At 26.2% G+C, this 18,318-nt stretch carries 16 protein-coding genes; 11 read left to right on the forward strand and 5 right to left on the reverse strand.

Features of this window, described 5'->3' with window-relative positions; all coding sequences use genetic code 11:
- The first annotated feature begins 3 nt into the window (after positions 1 to 3).
- The 7 genes from rsmD (at position 4) to hcp (ending at position 8,167) form a co-directional block, all read left to right on the forward strand.
- Positions 4 to 585 (forward strand): 16S rRNA (guanine(966)-N(2))-methyltransferase RsmD, encoded by a 582-nt coding sequence (rsmD, locus tag Q1J76_RS11280; RefSeq protein ID WP_300370373.1) that lies wholly within the window; start codon positions 4 to 6, stop codon positions 583 to 585.
- 499 nt (positions 586 to 1,084) lie between these two features.
- Positions 1,085 to 2,086, forward strand: a complete 1,002-nt coding sequence (locus Q1J76_RS11285) for an FAD:protein FMN transferase (RefSeq protein WP_300370376.1) — start codon at positions 1,085 to 1,087, stop codon at positions 2,084 to 2,086.
- 83 nt (positions 2,087 to 2,169) lie between these two features.
- Entirely contained in the window at positions 2,170 to 3,150 is a 981-nt protein-coding gene (locus Q1J76_RS11290) for an acetylxylan esterase (protein ID WP_300370379.1), read from the forward strand.
- A gap of 121 nt (positions 3,151 to 3,271) precedes the next feature.
- Entirely contained in the window at positions 3,272 to 4,735 is a 1,464-nt protein-coding gene (locus Q1J76_RS11295) for an AlbA family DNA-binding domain-containing protein (RefSeq protein ID WP_300370382.1), read from the forward strand.
- A gap of 130 nt (positions 4,736 to 4,865) precedes the next feature.
- Positions 4,866 to 5,798, forward strand: a complete 933-nt coding sequence (gene trxB / locus Q1J76_RS11300; RefSeq protein ID WP_300370385.1) for a thioredoxin-disulfide reductase — start codon at positions 4,866 to 4,868, stop codon at positions 5,796 to 5,798.
- Positions 5,799 to 6,060: 262 nt separating this feature from the next.
- Positions 6,061 to 6,495 (forward strand): RrF2 family transcriptional regulator, encoded by a 435-nt coding sequence (locus Q1J76_RS11305; RefSeq protein WP_300370388.1) that lies wholly within the window; start codon positions 6,061 to 6,063, stop codon positions 6,493 to 6,495.
- A gap of 22 nt (positions 6,496 to 6,517) precedes the next feature.
- Complete coding sequence (hcp, locus tag Q1J76_RS11310; RefSeq protein ID WP_300370391.1) at positions 6,518 to 8,167, forward strand: hydroxylamine reductase; 1,650 nt, start codon at positions 6,518 to 6,520, stop codon at positions 8,165 to 8,167.
- 66 nt (positions 8,168 to 8,233) lie between these two features.
- Here hcp and Q1J76_RS11315 read toward each other — a convergent pair whose 3' ends face one another.
- The 4 genes from Q1J76_RS11315 to Q1J76_RS11330 form a co-directional block, all read right to left on the reverse strand.
- Positions 8,234 to 9,166 carry a thermonuclease family protein gene (locus Q1J76_RS11315; protein WP_300370394.1) on the reverse strand — a complete coding sequence of 311 codons (933 nt, stop codon included), beginning with the start codon at positions 9,164 to 9,166 and terminating at the stop codon, positions 8,234 to 8,236.
- The gene (thiE, locus tag Q1J76_RS11320) at positions 9,130 to 9,822 is read right to left on the reverse strand and encodes a thiamine phosphate synthase (RefSeq protein ID WP_300370397.1); all 693 of its coding nucleotides are present in this window, start codon (positions 9,820 to 9,822) and stop codon (positions 9,130 to 9,132) included. Before thiE ends, Q1J76_RS11315 begins: the two co-directional genes overlap by 37 nt.
- 611 nt (positions 9,823 to 10,433) lie before the next feature.
- A complete protein-coding gene (gene lgt, locus Q1J76_RS11325) occupies positions 10,434 to 11,366 on the reverse strand; it encodes a prolipoprotein diacylglyceryl transferase (protein WP_300370400.1) in 933 nt (310 codons plus the stop codon).
- Between the two features lie 203 nt (positions 11,367 to 11,569).
- A complete protein-coding gene (locus Q1J76_RS11330) occupies positions 11,570 to 12,295 on the reverse strand; it encodes a hypothetical protein (RefSeq protein WP_300370403.1) in 726 nt (241 codons plus the stop codon).
- 155 nt (positions 12,296 to 12,450) lie between these two features.
- Here Q1J76_RS11330 and Q1J76_RS11335 point away from each other — a divergent pair, with 155 nt between their 5' ends.
- The 4 genes from Q1J76_RS11335 (at position 12,451) to Q1J76_RS11350 (ending at position 16,366) form a co-directional block, all read left to right on the forward strand.
- Positions 12,451 to 12,735: a hypothetical protein gene (locus Q1J76_RS11335; RefSeq protein ID WP_300370406.1), complete on the forward strand. Its 285-nt coding sequence runs from the start codon at positions 12,451 to 12,453 to the stop codon at positions 12,733 to 12,735.
- A gap of 22 nt (positions 12,736 to 12,757) precedes the next feature.
- On the forward strand, positions 12,758 to 14,104 hold the full coding sequence (locus tag Q1J76_RS11340) for a tetratricopeptide repeat protein (protein ID WP_300370409.1): 1,347 nt from the start codon (positions 12,758 to 12,760) through the stop codon (positions 14,102 to 14,104).
- A 150-nt stretch (positions 14,105 to 14,254) separates the two neighbouring features.
- Positions 14,255 to 16,000 carry a GerMN domain-containing protein gene (locus tag Q1J76_RS11345; protein ID WP_300370412.1) on the forward strand — a complete coding sequence of 582 codons (1,746 nt, stop codon included), beginning with the start codon at positions 14,255 to 14,257 and terminating at the stop codon, positions 15,998 to 16,000.
- A gap of 45 nt (positions 16,001 to 16,045) precedes the next feature.
- Positions 16,046 to 16,366 carry a rhodanese-like domain-containing protein gene (locus Q1J76_RS11350; protein ID WP_300370415.1) on the forward strand — a complete coding sequence of 107 codons (321 nt, stop codon included), beginning with the start codon at positions 16,046 to 16,048 and terminating at the stop codon, positions 16,364 to 16,366.
- 116 nt (positions 16,367 to 16,482) lie between these two features.
- Here the strand turns inward: Q1J76_RS11350 and Q1J76_RS11355 are convergent, their stop codons facing one another.
- Entirely contained in the window at positions 16,483 to 18,069 is a 1,587-nt protein-coding gene (locus tag Q1J76_RS11355) for a peptide ABC transporter substrate-binding protein (protein WP_300370419.1), read from the reverse strand.
- Between the last annotated feature and the right edge of the window lie 249 nt (positions 18,070 to 18,318).

The raw sequence follows: 18,318 nt of genomic DNA on the forward strand, positions 1-18,318 counted from the left end.
TTTATGTACATTATATCTGGAAATAAAAAAGGAAGAAAAATAATAACTCCTAAAAGGGATTTTAGACCTACTCAAAGTAAGGTAAGAGAGGCTTTTTTTAATATAGTAGATGCAAAAGATAAAGTATTTTTGGATTTATGTTCTGGAAGCGGTGCTATGGGTTTTGAGGCTCTAAGTAGAAATGCCAAACATGTTACTATGATAGAAATAGATAAAGATGCTGTAAAAACTATATTTTTAAATGCCAAAAATATATTTGAAAATGATGATACATTATACAAAATAAAAAGAATATCAGCTTTTGATTATGTTAAAAAAACTAATGATAAATTCGATATAATATATTTGGATCCTCCTTATCATTCTAAAATATATTTAGATACAATAAACTCTATAGTAAGTAAAAATATATTAAATGAAAACGGAATTTTAACTGCAGAATTTGGACTTGATTATTATAAAAAATTTTTAGAAAATGAGAACTTCAATGATATTATATGCGGTATTATGAAATATGATGTAAAAATATACGGAGAAAGTGTATTAGTAATATTTCAATATATAAATAAAGGAGATACCGAATAATTCAGCATCTCCATAAAACTCTATTTATTTTTCATAAACTTAAAGTTCTTGCCTTTTGAAGTAATGATGAAGGTGTACAACCAAATCAGCATAAAGGCTTTATGTAGAAATAGCAGTTAAAGTTATTAATAAAGATAATAATTTTTTTGTCATGGTTAATATCTTTAGTTATTATATTTTCATAAATAATCTATTGTTAATTATCTTCACAATTATAGTAGAAAATCAATTAATATTAATAAAATTTACTCTAATTTTACAATTTATTTATAAAAAACTGTAACACTTTTTATATCTTTATGATTTTTATATATATTATAGTAATTTTTTTTACTTTAATTCGAGCTAATTAAAAAAATTATTTGTGATTTTATAGAATTTTCAAGTTATAATTAATAATAGAAAATCAATAAATAAATACAAAAAATTGGTTTTTACAATCATTTTTTATAAATGGTTTATAAATTAATAAAATAATCTATCGGATATGATCAGCACTATGAAAAAAAAGATATACCTATCAATACCAATAATAGCTGTAGCATTAATAATAGCTATTTCATTTTACAGAAGCAGAGATAAATATATAACTTCTACTATTGTTATAAGCGATACTATACTTAATATAACAGCACAAATATCTGATAGGAATATGAAGAAATTAGTAGGAAGTATCACGAATGAAATAAACAGAATGGATAATATATTAAATCCCTATAATACCTCAAGCGAAATAGGAAGAATAAATAAAGAAAGTTTATCAGGAAAAACAGAGATAGAAATTTCTGAAGATATGGCTCATATATTTGAAACAGGAATAAAATATTCAAAATTAACTCCTTCATTTGATATAAGTATAAGACCATTAATAGAATTATGGGGATTTGGAATAAAAGAAAATCAAACAGTACCTTCAAAAAAGGAAATAGATAATGCTTTAGCTAATATAGATTATTCGGCTGTAAGCATAATTACAAATGATGATAATAAAAAAATATTAAAATTATCAAAACCATTAACATTTGATTTTGGTTCTTATGGTAAAGGTTATATAATAGAAAAATTAAAAAATATATTTGCTGAATATAATATCAAAAACTATCTAATAGATTATGGCGGTGATACCTATGCAAATGGAGTTAATAAGAGAGGCAAGCCATGGGTAATAGCAATAAGAAATCCTAGAAATGATGCTGACGGTTATTTGGGACTTTTAGAATCTACAAATTATACTATAGTAACAAGTGGAGATTATGAAAGATATTTTACTCAAGATGGTACTAATTATCATCATATAATAGATGCTTCTATAGGATATCCTACATACAATAGTATATCAGCAACTATAGTACATACGAATGCAGAAGAGGCAGATGCTTTATCTACAACTGCATTTTTAATGGGTACTAATTTCTTTACAAATGGGGCTTTCAAATATAAAGAGGCATATATTGTAACTACAGAAGGTGAATTATTTATAGTTACAAATGAAAATTTTTAATTGTATAAAATATTGAAAAAAAGATTATATATTACTATACTGCAAATATAGTTAAAAATATATTAACTTACGGAGGTTTTTATATGGCTTTTTTTGATTTGAATTTAGAAGATTTATACAAATATAAGGGAAGTACAGAAGAGCCTAAAGACTTTGATGAATTTTGGATTAATACTTTAAATGAAAATAATCATAAAACAGAAGTTCAATATAAGTTAATAGATACTCATTTGAAATTATTTGATGTATGGGATGTAACTTTCAAAGGATACGGCGAACATCCTATAAACGGCTGGTATATAGCACCGAAATATGCCAGAGAAAATAATCAAAAATTAACATGCATAATATGTTATCCAGGATACGGTGGCGGAAGAGATTATCCTAATAAGCATTTACTTTTTCCTTCAGCTGGATATAGTGTATTTGTTATGGAAGTAAGAGGTCAAGGTGCTGAAGGAGGAAACGGAGCTACAACTGCAGATCCTGTAGGTTCAACGCCTCATGCTGACGGTTTCCTTACTATGGGAATATTAGATAAAAAAGCTTATTACTATAAAAGGGTTTTTGTAGATGCTTTTAAATCTATAGAAGCGGTAAAAGAACATTCTCTTACTGGAAAAATTGCTGTTAATGGTACAAGTCAGGGCGGAGGAATATCTCTTGCTGTACTTGCACTTGCTGAATTAAAAAAAGAAAAAATTGAGGCTGCTATGATTGATGTGCCTTTCTTATGCGATTATAAAAGGGCATGTACAATAACTGATACTTTACCTTATAATGAAATAGCTAGATTTTGTAAAACTAATAGAATGCATGAAAAAACTGCTTTTGAAACTTTATCATATTTTGACGGAGCATTATTTGCAAAAAGAGCTAAAGTAAAAGCATTATTTTCGGTAGGGCTAATGGATATTTTATGCCCGCCTTCTACAGTATTTGCTGCTTATAATAATTATGCTGGCGAAAAAGCTATTGAAGTTTATACTTTTAATGGACATGAGGGTGGTGATAATGAGCAGAGTGATAAAAAATTGAGTTTTTTAAACTCATTAAATATATAATGCAATAATCCCTATGATTTATATTTTTTATATAACTTAATTATAAATATAGGTTGATAATTATTGCATATATGTTATTATAGTACAAGAGAGTATCTAATAATAGATTAATGGATATGGTATGAAGATTATATCTGGCAGGTTCTTATCTAAAACGGAATTAAAAAATAGAATATTAAGAGATGTAGTTATATCAATTTTGTTCTTATCTATAATTATTTTAATTTATATGCAAATTAGAAGTCCTATACCTATAAAATTTATATTTAAATCGCTTTTTCAGGATGTAAAAACTTCTGTTGTAGAAGAATATTCAAAAATATTCTACCCTACTTACTATTTTTCTATGCAAATGACGCCTATATTTGATATAGTAAATCAGGCTCCAGAAGCATATAAAATTTTAATAACAAACTTTTTCCCAAAACATCAATTTATAGAAAAAGCAGCTATGCAGGTAGGAAATAATTATATGTCTATAACCAAAGAAGAAAATGGTTATAAGGTTGTGGGGCGAATTGTAACGACTAATACAGAAGGTCAATATTCTTCAGTACCTTTTGAACAGCTCAGTATAGATTCTTTCTATATAAAAGATGGAAAACCATATATACATCTTATATACATAGCAAATGAAAATATAGCTTTTGAATATATTTCACAATTTAATGTAAATTTTAATGATATTGAATTAAAAAATATTGATAATATATATGCATATTTAGTAACAGGAAATAGTAAAATAACTTTTCCAATATCATATTCTTTTTCAAATAATAATGCACAAAATTTAGATTATGTAACTATAGCAAATATTATGACAGAAGAGTTCAAAGGAACAAATGAAGATATGATAAAAGTATTCTATAAAGACAGCAATTATTGGGGATATAAAGGCTCTTTTTCAGTTGCTGATAATAATATACAAATAGGCATTATCATACCAGAAAAAGCACTTATCAGTAAAATACAAATACCTATAATACTATTTTTGATTATATTCGTAATAGTAACTATAGTGATAATAGTTATGCTTGCTATACATTATATAAGAATGATTGAAGATTTGAAAAGAAATCATATGAATATAAAAAAGCTCATAGAAGAGGGCGAAAATACGAATGTAGAGTTCAAATCCACACTTCGTTATGATGCAAATACTGAAAAGATAAATAAGGCATTGGAAGAAGTAATTATGAAATCCATTGCCGCTTTCAGTAATACAGAAGGAGGAAGGCTTTTTATAGGTATTGCCAATGATGGGCAGATATTGGGACTTGAACATGATTATTCTACATTAAAACAGCCTAATAGAGATTTCTTTGAATTACATTTAAGGACATTAATAGAAACATATTATGGCAATGCATTTTCTGCTGAAGGCATCAGAATAGATTTTGTTACAGAAGATGAAAAAGATATTTGTATAGTATATATAAGCAGAGGAAGAGAGCCTGTATATACTAAAATAACAAATAAGCAGGGAGCCAAAGAAGAAAAATTCTATATCAGAGTGGGAAATTCTTCAAGAGAAATAGCCAATGCAAGTGAAATAATAGCATATGTAAAAAAACATTTTAAGTAAATGAAATATTTCAATATGTATGATAGATAAAAAATATTTCAAATAAAATAAAATGTTTTATAATTCTAACTTGACTATTTATAATTAAAACTATATAATAATTATTATTAATAATCAAAGGAGTGTGTAAATGTCTGTATATGATAGCATTATAATAGGCGGAGGTCCTGCTGGACTTTCAGCTATGCTCTATTTGGGAAGAGCGTTAACTAATTCTCTTCTAATAGAAAAAAAAGGAATAGGCGGTCAAATGATGAGTACTGATACCGTTGAAAATTATTTGGGTTTCCCTGAAGAGATGAGTTCTTTTGAACTTGTATCAAGAATGCAACAGCATGCTGAAAAATTTTCTAAAAATGAAATAGTTTATGATGAGGTTGTTAAAGTAGAAAATATTAAAGATGAAGTAAAGAAAATTACTACTGCTGATGGCAAAACTTATGAAACAAAAACAATAATACTTGCTATGGGCGGTTTTTCCAAAAAATTAGGTGCTAATGGAGAAGAAAATTTTTCTGGAAAAGGTGTTTCTTACTGTGCTACTTGTGATGGTGCTTTCTATAGAAACAAAACTGTTGCTGTAGTAGGAGGCGGAAACAGTGCTTTTGATGAATCTTATTTTCTTACTAGATTTGTAAATAAAATATATTTGGTACATAGAAGAAAAGAATTCAGAGCTGAACCTATCAATGTTAAGCATTTAACTGATACTGGAAAAGTGGAATATGTACTTGATTCTGTAATAGATGAAATTTGCGGAGATGGCAAAGTTAATAGCATAAAAATTAAAAATGTATTAGACGGTTCTGTGCATGATCAGCCTGTAGACGGAGTATTTGTATTCGTAGGTCAGGAGCCTGCTACACATTTCTTAAAAGACACTGGATTGGAATTAAAACCTACAGGACATATAGTTACAAATATGTCTACAATGGAAACTAATATTGAAGGTGTATTTGCCTGCGGAGATTCTATATTTAAACCTGTTCGTCAAGTTGCTAATGCTGTTGGAGAAGGTGCAGTAGCTGCTATGAGCGTAACTCATTATTTAAATAAAGCTTAATTTAATAAAATAAAAAGAGTTTAGCTTTAGATAGTTAAACTCTTTTTTGTTTAAAATACATACATATTTCATAAACTTTCTACAACTTATTAAATCTAATAAAATAATAATATAGAACTACTCAAATAAAAAATCTTTTTAAACTTATAGTAAAGATATAAATACTAATATCATATTTAAAATAAATTATATTTTTTATTATATCTATTGACAAAAATCTAATTTGGTATTATAGTACCAATATACTAAATTAGGAAAAAAAATGATACAAATATCAGAAGCTTCAGCTATAGCATTGCACTCTATGATTTATATATCAATAAAAGAATTTGCATCACTAAAAGATATAGCAGAAAGATTTGATGTATCATCTAATCATTTATCAAAAGTACTTCAAGCACTAGTAAAAGCAGGATATCTTACTTCTTCAAAAGGACCTGCTGGTGGATTTAAAATATCTGAAGGTATGGATAATACTTCTTTTTTAGAAATATATGAAGCAATAGAAGGTAAAAATTGGCAGCGAAGTTGTTTATTTCATTCTAAAGCTGATAAATACTGCTCTGACTGTATAATGGGAGATTTAGTTAATGATATAAATAGAAAATTCAAAAACTATATGGAAAGCCATACAATCAAAGATCATTATCTATTAGATAAAGATTTCAAAATAAATAAAACAGATGATAAAAAATAAAAACAAACTAATGGAGGCTCAAATGGATAATAAAATGTTTTGTTATCAATGTCAGGAAACGATGAATAATACAGGATGCTCTGTATCGGGTGTATGCGGTAAAAAACCAGAATTAGCATATTTAGAAGATTTGCTTGTTCATGTTACAAAAGGACTTTCAAATATCACTACAGCTATAAGAAAGGAAGGTGGGAAAATAGATAAAAAAGTAAATAATGATATAACATTCAATTTATTTACTACAATAACAAATGCCAATTTTGATAAGGAAGTTTTTTATAAAAGAATAGAATATACTTCAAAATTATCTAATGAATTAGCAAGTAAAGTAAAAGATAAATCATTAATATTTGAAGAATCTTTGTGGACTGCCAAAAGCAAAGAGGATATGGATGCTAAATCAAAAACTGTTGGAATATTGGAAGAGAAAGATAAGGATATAAGAAGTTTAAAAGAAACAGTTATATATGGAGTTAAGGGATTAAGTGCATATATAAGACATGCCAATATGCTGGATTATGAAAATGAAGAGGTTGATGCTTTTATACAGAGAGCTTTGAATGAAACATTAAGAAATGATATAAATGCTGATGAACTTTTAAATTTAATATTAGAAACAGGAAAAAATGGCGTTGATGGAATGGCTTTACTTGATAAGGCTAATACTTCTACTTATGGAAATCCAGAAATTACAAAAGTGAATATTGGAGTAGGTACAAATCCAGGTATATTAGTATCAGGACATGATTTAAAAGATATAGAGATATTATTAAAACAAACTGAAGGTACAGGAGTGGATATTTATACTCATTCAGAAATGCTACCTGCTCATTATTATCCAGAATTAAAAAAATATAAACATTTCATAGGAAATTATGGTGGTGCTTGGTGGGAGCAAAGAAAAGATTTTGAAAGCTTTAATGGTCCTATACTTATGACAACTAACTGTATAGTAACACCTCTTGAAAGCTATAAAAACAGAGTATATACAACAGGAGCTGCTGGTTTTGAAGGCTTGAAACATATAGAAAGTCATACAGATAAAGAAAGCGATAAAGATTTTACTCCTATAATAGAACATGCCAAAAAATGTAAAGCTCCTAAAGAAATAGAAAGTGGATTTATAGTGGGAGGTTTTGCTCATAATCAAGTATTATCACTTAAAGAAAAAATAGCAGAAGCTGTAAAATCAGGAGCAATAAAAAGATTTATCGTTATGGGCGGATGTGATGGAAGACATAAAGAGAGAAAATATTATACTGAATTTGCTGAAAAACTTCCTAAAGATACTGTTATATTAACTGCAGGATGTGCTAAATACAGATATAATAAATTGGATTTAGGAGATATCAATGGAATACCTAGAGTATTGGATGCTGGACAATGCAATGATTCTTATTCATTAGCTGTTATTGCTTTGGGACTTAAAGATTTATTTGGATTAGATGATATTAATGATTTACCTATAGTTTATAATATAGCTTGGTATGAACAGAAGGCAGTTATAGTTTTACTTTCACTTTTATATTTGGGAGTAAAAAATATTCATCTAGGACCTACAATTCCCGGATTTTTATCTGCTAATGTAGTTAATATATTAGTTTCAAAATTTGGTATTTCTGGAATAACTAACGCTGATGATGATTTAAAGAAATTTAATTTAATTGCATAATATATATAAATTAAAATAGCAGAGTTTAGCTTTAAAGTTATACTCTGTTATTTTTTATAATACTTATTATCTGTTTTCACTTCTAAATTTAGCTGGATCTGTAAATGGGCGTCTGCCTTGAAATTTGGATAAATAAACTATATTGCTTGCTATATTTATAAAACCGTTATCACCATATTTCATTATTGTTTCTTTGGCTTGCTTATCTTTCATCATTGAATATGCTAATGGAATATTATTTACAAATAAATGACATAAAATTCTTCCGAAAGCATCATAAGAACCTATAAGCATACTGACATTAGAAGAAGATGATATTTTATTTATTACATAAGCTTTAACATTAGTACCGTAATTCTGATTAAGTTCAGGAGCATCAAGCCCTATGAATCTGTAATAATTATCTTTGTATTTTATAGTATCGCCGTCTACCACTCTTATAGAATCTTTATCTAAAGTAACTAAATATTTTGACATATCTTTATTATAATTAGAATCTATTTTATAGAAATCTTTATTTGTAAATGAGAGAAAAAGTTTTGTATTATTAATATCTTTCAAAGTTAAATATTCATTGCTGTTTATATCATCAATATCCAAGACTACCCTGCAGTAATGGGTATTGAAAAATTTTAACTTATTAATAACTTTATCATCGCTTGCATAAAACATCATTTTATCTCTAAAAAATAAAGTATAAATAAAAAATCTAAAACTACTAATATATTCAGCACTCGGAAAATAAGTATTTATATATTTTTTATCTTCATCATCTTTAGTATTTAATATATAAACTCTATACCTATTTTTTATATAATCATAAATAATAGACATTTTATTATTATCTATCATGCTTATTATTGATTTTGAGTCTATAATTAAATCTTTGCTTTCTTTAAGATTAGAAGTATTTACAATAAAAATCAAAGTAAATATTATGAGTACAGTATAAATACAAATCTTTATAATCTTTTCATTTTTTTTATTAGAAGTTCGCATTTAGCTTTTATATCCTCAGAAGAAACTATCTCCGTAAGCATGCACAAACTCATAGCCTTATGCTCTATAAGTAAATCCATATTATTTAATTTTATTCCGCCTATGCATACAAAAGGAACATCTAAATTATTTGCAACATAATCTAGATAATCTATTCCTGTAGATTCATTGGCATCAGGTTTAGTATTTGTAGAAAATATTGGACCTATCCCTATATAATCTGCAGAAGTATTAATACTCTCCAAAGCCTCTTTTTCATTAGTAGTAGAAAGTCCTATAATTTTATCATATCCAACAATTTTTCTCACAGCTTCAATGGGTATATCTTTCTGCCCTATATGAACACCGTCAGCATCAACAGCCATTGCCAAATCGGCATAATCATCTATTATAAATAATGCATCATAATCTTTTGTAAGCTCTCTAATCTTTAAACATTCCTCATACTTCTCACGCATATATTTATTTGGATTATCTTTTTCTCTGTACTGTACTATTTTTATACCTGCCTCAAGCATTGATTTTACAACTTCTATATTATTTCTGCCTTTAGAAAAATCTTCCGCTGTAACGCAGTATATTGAATCTTTAAAATATTTCTCTTCTAAAGTTTTTCTTCTTACTTTTATATCTTTTGTATTCACTATATCTTTCATAATACTATTCCTAAATTTAATTGATTATATTTTAGTATAACTTTATTTTTTTTTCAAATTATAAAGTTATTCGTATGCATAGTGAAATAATTATAAATATGTATTTATTCTAATTTTAACATATTAAAGAATTATATTCATAATGCATGTATAATATTAAAAGCTTCAATAAAATTCAGTGGGATATTATCATAAAATAATTTTTTCTATCAATTTTTACAGTCGCAAAATTTGAAAAAGTTTTAATAATTGATTTTTATAAAAATTAAAATTATATAAATCAAAAAATAAAAAAATTAATACAAAATATATTTCTTGTTATTTTATAATGTTCTCTAAAACCCCACCCTTAATATATTTTGCTTTCTATTTCATTTTTATTACATTTTTCTTTTTTATTTTCTCTTTATTTTTAACCGCCCACCCAAGTTTTTTTAAAAATTTATTGCATTAATCACCGCACGCAGAACAAAGTTCTGTTAATACGAATCAATTAATAATTGTATGATAATTATATAAATAAGTTCTTTTATCGTGCGTTAATGGAATTAAATAAAAGCCTAATATGTCTTATCATACTAGGCTTTATTTTATTATTAGTTATAAAAGTATTATTTCTTTTTATTCTTTTTTGTATTTGTTTCTGGTGAAGGATTATAATCTTTTCTTGTATAAATATAAATAAGCATAACTACACCTATTATCATCATAGGAACAGAATATATAGCACCTGCTGTTATTGGTCCAACAGTCCACTCTGTAACATCTCTTATAAACTGCTCTATTAAAGTTCTAAAAAGTCCGTAAAGGAAAATCCAAACCCAAAGCCTTGTACCTGGTCTTATTTTTTTATTTTTCTCGCTTAAATAACCTATTAAGAAAGATACCAAAGCAAGAACTAATCCCTCAAGCAAAGCCTCATATAATTGCGAAGGGTGTCTAGGCTCTGTATAAGGTCTTATAGCTGGAAACATTGCTACCCATCTATCATAACCGCCTACTGCATCATATAATGGAAACTTCATCGCAAAAACAGAATCTGTAACTCTTCCGTAAAGTTCAGCATTCATAAAATTTCCTATCCTTCCGAAGAATAAACATAAACTTGCAGGAAGCGTACCGTTATCTGTGATATTATAAAAATCATATTTATATTTTTTGCTGAATACAAATAACGATATAAACATACCTATAAATCCGCCATGAAAAGACATTCCCGCAAAACCTGTAAAGGTAAATCCATTATCAATATTAATACCTAATATCTCCCAAGGGGTTAAAAAACTTTTAGGCGAATAAAAAAGAAAATACCCTATTCTAGCACCTACTATAGCACCAACAGCAGCATAAAATACCATATCATATATACCACCGTTTTTTTCATCAAGATTGAATTTTATCCAGCCTCTTTTTTTCACAAAATATAAAATTATACATGATGATACAATACCCACTATATACATAAGCCCATACCATCTTACAGCTCCAAGTATTGGTATATTAGGCGGAAACACAAAAGGAGTTAAAAATTCAGGATAAGTCATATATTTATTTTCCTTACATTAATATTTTTTACTTATATGATAAAAATTGCCTGACTATATAAAAAGCATAACAATTCATATAATTATTATTTTTTAGTATAATATAATATATTGAAATTATTAATCTATCAAGTGTTAATTTAATAGATTATTTTTTATACTCAATATATATAACAATATAAAAAATTGGTAAAATATATAATTTATGATTTTAATATAGACAAAGACATTTTAGCCTGCAAAAATAGAATATCTTCATTATTATATTCATTTAAAAATTTGTTTAATATATCTTTGCTTTCTTCAATATTGAATGCCGATAAACAAGTAAGGCATTTCCATATAAGAAGTTTATCATCTTTATATTTATTCATTAAATTAATAATATACTTAAGATTTTTTTTGTTTTGTAAAGATTCATTATGAAAAGCCATATAACCAATAGCATCTATAATTTCATAAATCTTTATTAAATCATCTGTAGCCAAAATTTCCAATAATAGATTAAATATAGTTATATCCATTTTAGCTAAAGTTCTAGCTATTATATCCCTTGGCAGCGGGTATGATTTTTTTGATGATATTTTTTTGGGCAGAGTTTTATACTGATTTTTACCAATAATACCTACATAATTTATCATCTTTGAAGCGGTATTAATATCCCCATTTTGTAATGTTTCGCATATTGCTATCTTTGTATATAAACTTTTTTCTTTAAATAACTGCAATAATAAAATATTACAAATCTCATCTCTATCTATATAATATTTCAAATTGACAGAAGCAGATGTTCTTATTATAGCATTATTATCGTTTAAATAATTAATAAGTTCTTTTAGTGGCTTATCTTTCAAAAGATTGATATCCTCTTCTAATGCCATACCCTTACTTACTAATTTATCTATATCCGATTTCAAATTATGTTTCATAACTATATAATATTAATTTTTTTAATTTTATACAACAATTAATTATAATATATTAAAGCATATTTGATATTTTTTATTTTTTTTAATCAAAAAAAAATTAAATTCGTTGAAAATTTTTAAGTATATTCTATAATCTTTCAAGAGGTATTAATTTTATGATTGAAAAAGTAAAAAATTTTTATAAAACTAAAAAAATTTTGTTTTTCATTATACTTTCTGCTTGGTTGTTATTAGTAGTAATATTTGGGGTATTAATAGGTTTTAATTCCAAGCCAGATGTTATACCATTAACACCCGAAGAAGAAAATTCTAAAGCCTTAAACTCTATGAAAGAAGATGAAGAAAAAATTTTGAAGGGTGAAATGCTTTCAACAAAAGAAAATTTAAGTTTTGAAGAATTAGATTACTCAAGAAATTTTGTAGAAAGCCGAAGAAAATAATACTAACTTTTAGGAGAAAATTATGCGTGTTTATTTATATTCTGTTATTATAGCTATGTTTACAATATTTAATGTTGTATTCGCACAAGAAACTATAACTGTTCAGCCTGATGATAAAGTGGTAACTAATACAGTTGCTGCACGTGTTAAAAACGGTCCTATAGAAGATGATTTGGTAAAAACTGTAGATTTATCTGAAAATACTCTTTTTTCAATAAAATTAAATGCTACAAATTTTGATAGATATATTCGTATAACTAGTTACTCTACTAATCTTGATTTCGTAAGATTTACAAGAGATAAAACAAATGCTTTTCTTACATTTAGAACTTTAACTGCTGGAATAGGAAAACTTGATTTCCAAGTGGATAATGAAGAAAATATCATAAGAAAATATTTCTACACTATCAATGTAACTAATAGTCAGGGAATAGCTTCTCCAGAAACTAATGCTATATTAGATCCTGATAACGAAACAAATGACATGGTAACTAATGAAATAATAACTAATGATATGATTACTAATAACATGGTAACTAATGAAGTAATAACTAATGATATGATTACTAATGATATGGTAACTAATGATGTTATGCCTTCTACAAATGAAACTGTAACTAATAATACAGCTACAACAAATACAAATGAAACTATTAAAACTAATCAGGCTTCAACTAATGCTCAAAGTTCAATAATAAAAGAAAATACAAAACCTAAAAAAGTTATTGAAAATAATCCTGTAACTATAGCATTATTTAATTCAGCAGAAGAATTAAAAAATATAAAAGATTATAATAATGCAATTAATGCTTACAGCAATCTTATAAGTGAATATCCAGATTCAAAATATTCTGTTTACAGCTATTTTAGAATAGGGGATATTTATAATCAAAAGAAAGATTATAATAATGCCTATAATATGTATAATGAAGTTTCAAAATTAAAAAATGCTAATAATAATGAAAAGGCAGCTGCTATTTATTCTATGGGCGTAATGAAAAAATATGAAAATAAGCATGATGAGGCTATTGCATATTTTAATGATGTTATGAATAAATATTCTCAAACTACTGTATATGGAAATGCTGCTTATGAAGTTGCTGACAGTTTAAAGAAAACTGGAAGAATATCTGATGCTCTTCCTATATTAGAAAAATCATTAGAAAAAAATGATAATTTCTCTAAAAGAGGAGATTCAATATTACTTTTAGCTGAAATATATGAAAAAGGTGATAATAACACTAGAGATTTTGAAAAAGCTTACAAAACTTACAATAAATATTTAGCTGAATACCCTACTTCTTCTAAAGCTAAATATGCTAATGATAGAAAAAATTTCTTATCTCGTAATGCTGTTAATATAAAATAAAAACCAAATAGAAATATAAAGCCCTTTAGAAATAATATTTTCTAAAGGGCTTTTTTATATCTAATTAAAGATACAATTGCAATAAAATTCTAATCGCATTTCTAGTTTTATCGATAATTAAAATGATATATAAATTCTGGAGTGAAAAAAGTGCCAAGATACGAGCAGCTAAAATCAAAATCTAAAAGTATATCGTATACTAGACAAATTAAAAATGAAAGTAAAGAAATAAATTTAAAAAAACCAATTATAATTTCAATAGCATTTATAATAATAACATCTGTTATATTCACCGTAGTAAAAAAATATTCTCCTATGGCTGATATAGCTATAAAAGACTTCTTTTCTATAAATCATAAAGAAGCATTAGTACTTGAAAGCGATGGTATAAGTGAAGATCAAGATAAAATGAGCTTTTTAAATGATATACCATTATTCAATTTCTTTATAAAAGCTGATACAAATAAAACTTTATCCGTAATGACATATGAAACTAATTCAAAAATAGAAGCTACTTTAGATATGACTGCTGATAATGAAAACACAAGCGGTCAAATAATAACAAGAGAATCCCTATTACCTTTTTTCAATAATAGCGGAAGAAGCAATTCTATAATATATGACAGTGGCTATATTGACTATGGAAATAATCATGAATCTGTACTATTTTCAAATGAAATAACAGAACAGGAAAATGTAAATACAAATGATAATACACAAATACAAACAGAAAATAATTTAGAAAATGAAAAAACATATAATTATCTTGAACAAATGATATTAGAAAATAGAAATAATAATACTAAAAATGAAATTTCAAATTTAGATGTAAAAACTAATACACAGCCGAAACAAGGAATGTTTGATAATATTTTAAAACCAAAAGAAAATAATAGAAGAGTAACTAGTACTATGAAGCCAGCATCAACTGCTACTTTCAGTAAAAAACCTCCTGCTAGTTATATTAATGAAACACAAAAAAATAATGCTGATGAAAATTATGAAAAAAATACTCAAAATAATAATACACCAATAACTACAGTAAAAGAAAATAATAATATAGTGGAAGAAAAAAGTATAATAAAAGAAAATAACAATGTAGTAAATAATAATATAGTAAGAAATAATAATGATGATAAATCAAGTAAAAAAGAAATATTTCAAAGCTCTATTTATACTATAACAAACTCATTCGATAAACCAAATATAGATTATAATAGAGTAATCAATGATATGGTTAATCCTAATAATAATATAAAAAGAGATAATAATACATCAGAAGAAAAAAAATCTGATATCATAAAAGATAATAATGCAATAAAAGATAATAATGCAATAAAAGAAAATAATATTATAAAAGATAACATAACAAAAAATAAAGAAATCATTAAAAAAGCACAAAATGATATAAATAATTATAATATAAAAAAGGCTAATAATAATATAAGCAGAGATTTAAAAGAGAGAAAATTAAAAGAAAATAATAATGAAGGTATATATTTAGTTGAATATGATGAGAATACAGGATCTATTACTTTAATATTTAGAGAAAGAAAATTTACTAATAAATTGTCTGTAGAAGAAGCTATAAATGAATTATTGATAGGGGCAACTGATGATGAAAATAATAGAAATATCATAAGCTGCATACCTAGAGATACTGAACTTCTTGATATATTTATAGAAAATAATACAGTATATTTAAATTTCAATGAAAACTTTGAATTTAATCCTCTTGGAAATGAAGGTACAATGGTTCAGATTTACCAATTCGTATATACAGCCACACAATTTGAAGGAATAGATAATGTTATATTTCTCATAAACGGAAAATTAAATGAAACAATAGGTGCTGAAGGTGCTATAGAAAATATGCCTTTTACGAGGTTTGAATAATTATGATTATTTATGTATAATACTTTAAAAAAATAGGAAATTAATATGTTAAAATCTGTAAATGTGCAAGAAGCTACTAATCTGATAAAATCTAATGATGATATACAATTATTAGATATAAGAAGTATGATGGAAGTAAATATGACTGGAGCTATAGAAGGAAGTATATTAATTGATTTAAATGAGCCAAATTCTGAAAAATTAGTTCATAGTCTTGATAAAAATAAGAGATATTTGCTGTATTGTGTTACTGGAACTAGGTCTGGAGCATTAGCCACATATATGGAAAAGCATGGATTCAATGAACTTTATAATTTAGATTATGCAGGGCATAGTCAATTAGCAATGGCTTTGAAAAATAATTGAAATTTAAATTAATAAAGAAATTAGTATTCAGTAGAAACTAAATACTAATTTCTTTATTATTATGCTCTATTTAATAATCGAAAAAATATATTTAAAATATAATTTTTTTATAAAAATTATTCAATATAACAATAAAAAAATCTTCTTATCTCCAAAGTATCAACAATAACATCTTTAAGTCTAGGGTTTTGCATTGAAGGAGCTGTATAATGATAAAGAGGAATAAATGCCATATCCTCCCCTATAAGCATATCTTCAGCCTTATGCATATTATACATTCTAATTTCATTATCAATAGTATTTTTAGCCTCTAATATAAGTTTGTCATACTTTATATTGCTATATCCTACCCTATTTCCAGAACTGCTACTTACAAAAAGATCAGCAAAAGTCATAGGATCAAGATAATCTCCTATCCAATCAGCCCTGCAAATAACATACTGTCTAGTTTGTCTATTCTTTTGAAATACAGACCATTCTTCTTGAGTGATAGTTATATCTATATTAAGATTATCCTTCCACATCTGCTGAACCGCCTCTGCTATAGTTAATCCAGCCCCTGGATTAGTTTTGAAATCTAATACAGGAAAATTGTTTCCATTTGGATATCCAGCATCTGATAATAGTTTTTTAGCCTCTTCAATATTTGATTGATAATCTTCTTTTTTGACACTATAGTATCCCCCTCCATTCTCTCTGAAATCGCCTTCTATATCTTTAAGTCCATAAGGTATAAATGCAGCCGCTGGAACTTCTCCGCCTTTGGTAATATTCTCTACTATGTAATTTCTGTCTATAGCAAGTGATAAAGCTCTTCTTATTCTTTTATCTTTTAAAACTCTATTTGTATTATTCAAAGCATAATAAGCAGTTCCTAATGAAGGTTTTATAACTAAATATCCTTCATTTCTTATCAAATCAATATTGGCAGTTGGTATCTTTGATGAATACAATATAGAACCTTCCTTCATAGCAGCATAAGCGGTGGATACTTCTGAAAACATTATGAAATCTATTTTTTTAGCTACCATATTATCTTTATTCCAATAATTGGTATTAAGCTCTAAAGATATTATTTCATCAACTCTTCTATTAACCATTTTATAAGGTCCGTTTCCTATATATGTATTTGGCGAAGAAGTCCAATCATCATTTTCTGCAAATTCCTTTCTCAAAGGTGAAAATATAGGTATTGATGCCAATTCCAAAAAGTATGCTGTAGGGCTTTCAAAATTTATAATTAAAGTTTTATCATCTATCGCTTTAATGCCAAGTTCTTCTGTAGGAAGTTTTCCTTCAAGTATTTTTTTGGCATTCTTTATAGGAGTAATTAAAAAACTATATGATGATGCAGTTTTAGGATCTGCAAGCCTTCTAAAAGAATATACGAACTCATCGGCTATTAAATCCTTACCGTCAGACCATTTTGCATTATCTCTAATATAAAAAGTCATGCTAAGTCCGTCTTCAGATATATCCCATCTCTCAGCAGCACCTCCTACTATATTATTATCTTTATCCCTAGTTGTAAGACCTTCAAATACATGCACAGCATAAATTATACTGTCAACTGCAGATAAAAATGAAGGATCTATACTTTGAGGCTCTGCTCCTATACTTACTCTTATACTTTCATTATTATTCTTCCCCATACAAGATAACAAAATAATTGAAATTAATAATAAATAGATGATTTTTTTCATAAAGCATATCCAATATTTTTTGTATTATTATGTTAATATGTTATTTATACCCTAATATCAATATTTGTCAATAAAAAAATGATTTTAAATCAAATTATATAAATACATATTAAAAACTTTGTTTGATGGTAAAATTAATGGAAGTATTGGAATTAATAAAATAAAAAACAAGGAATCATTATTAACCCCTTGTCTTTTAATAAATTATATAATTATTCTAAATAGCAATAATTAAATTTATGTTTCCCC

Origin of the sequence: Brachyspira sp. (genome assembly GCF_029258575.1) — a bacterium.
GTDB lineage: Bacteria > Spirochaetota > Brachyspiria > Brachyspirales > Brachyspiraceae > Brachyspira.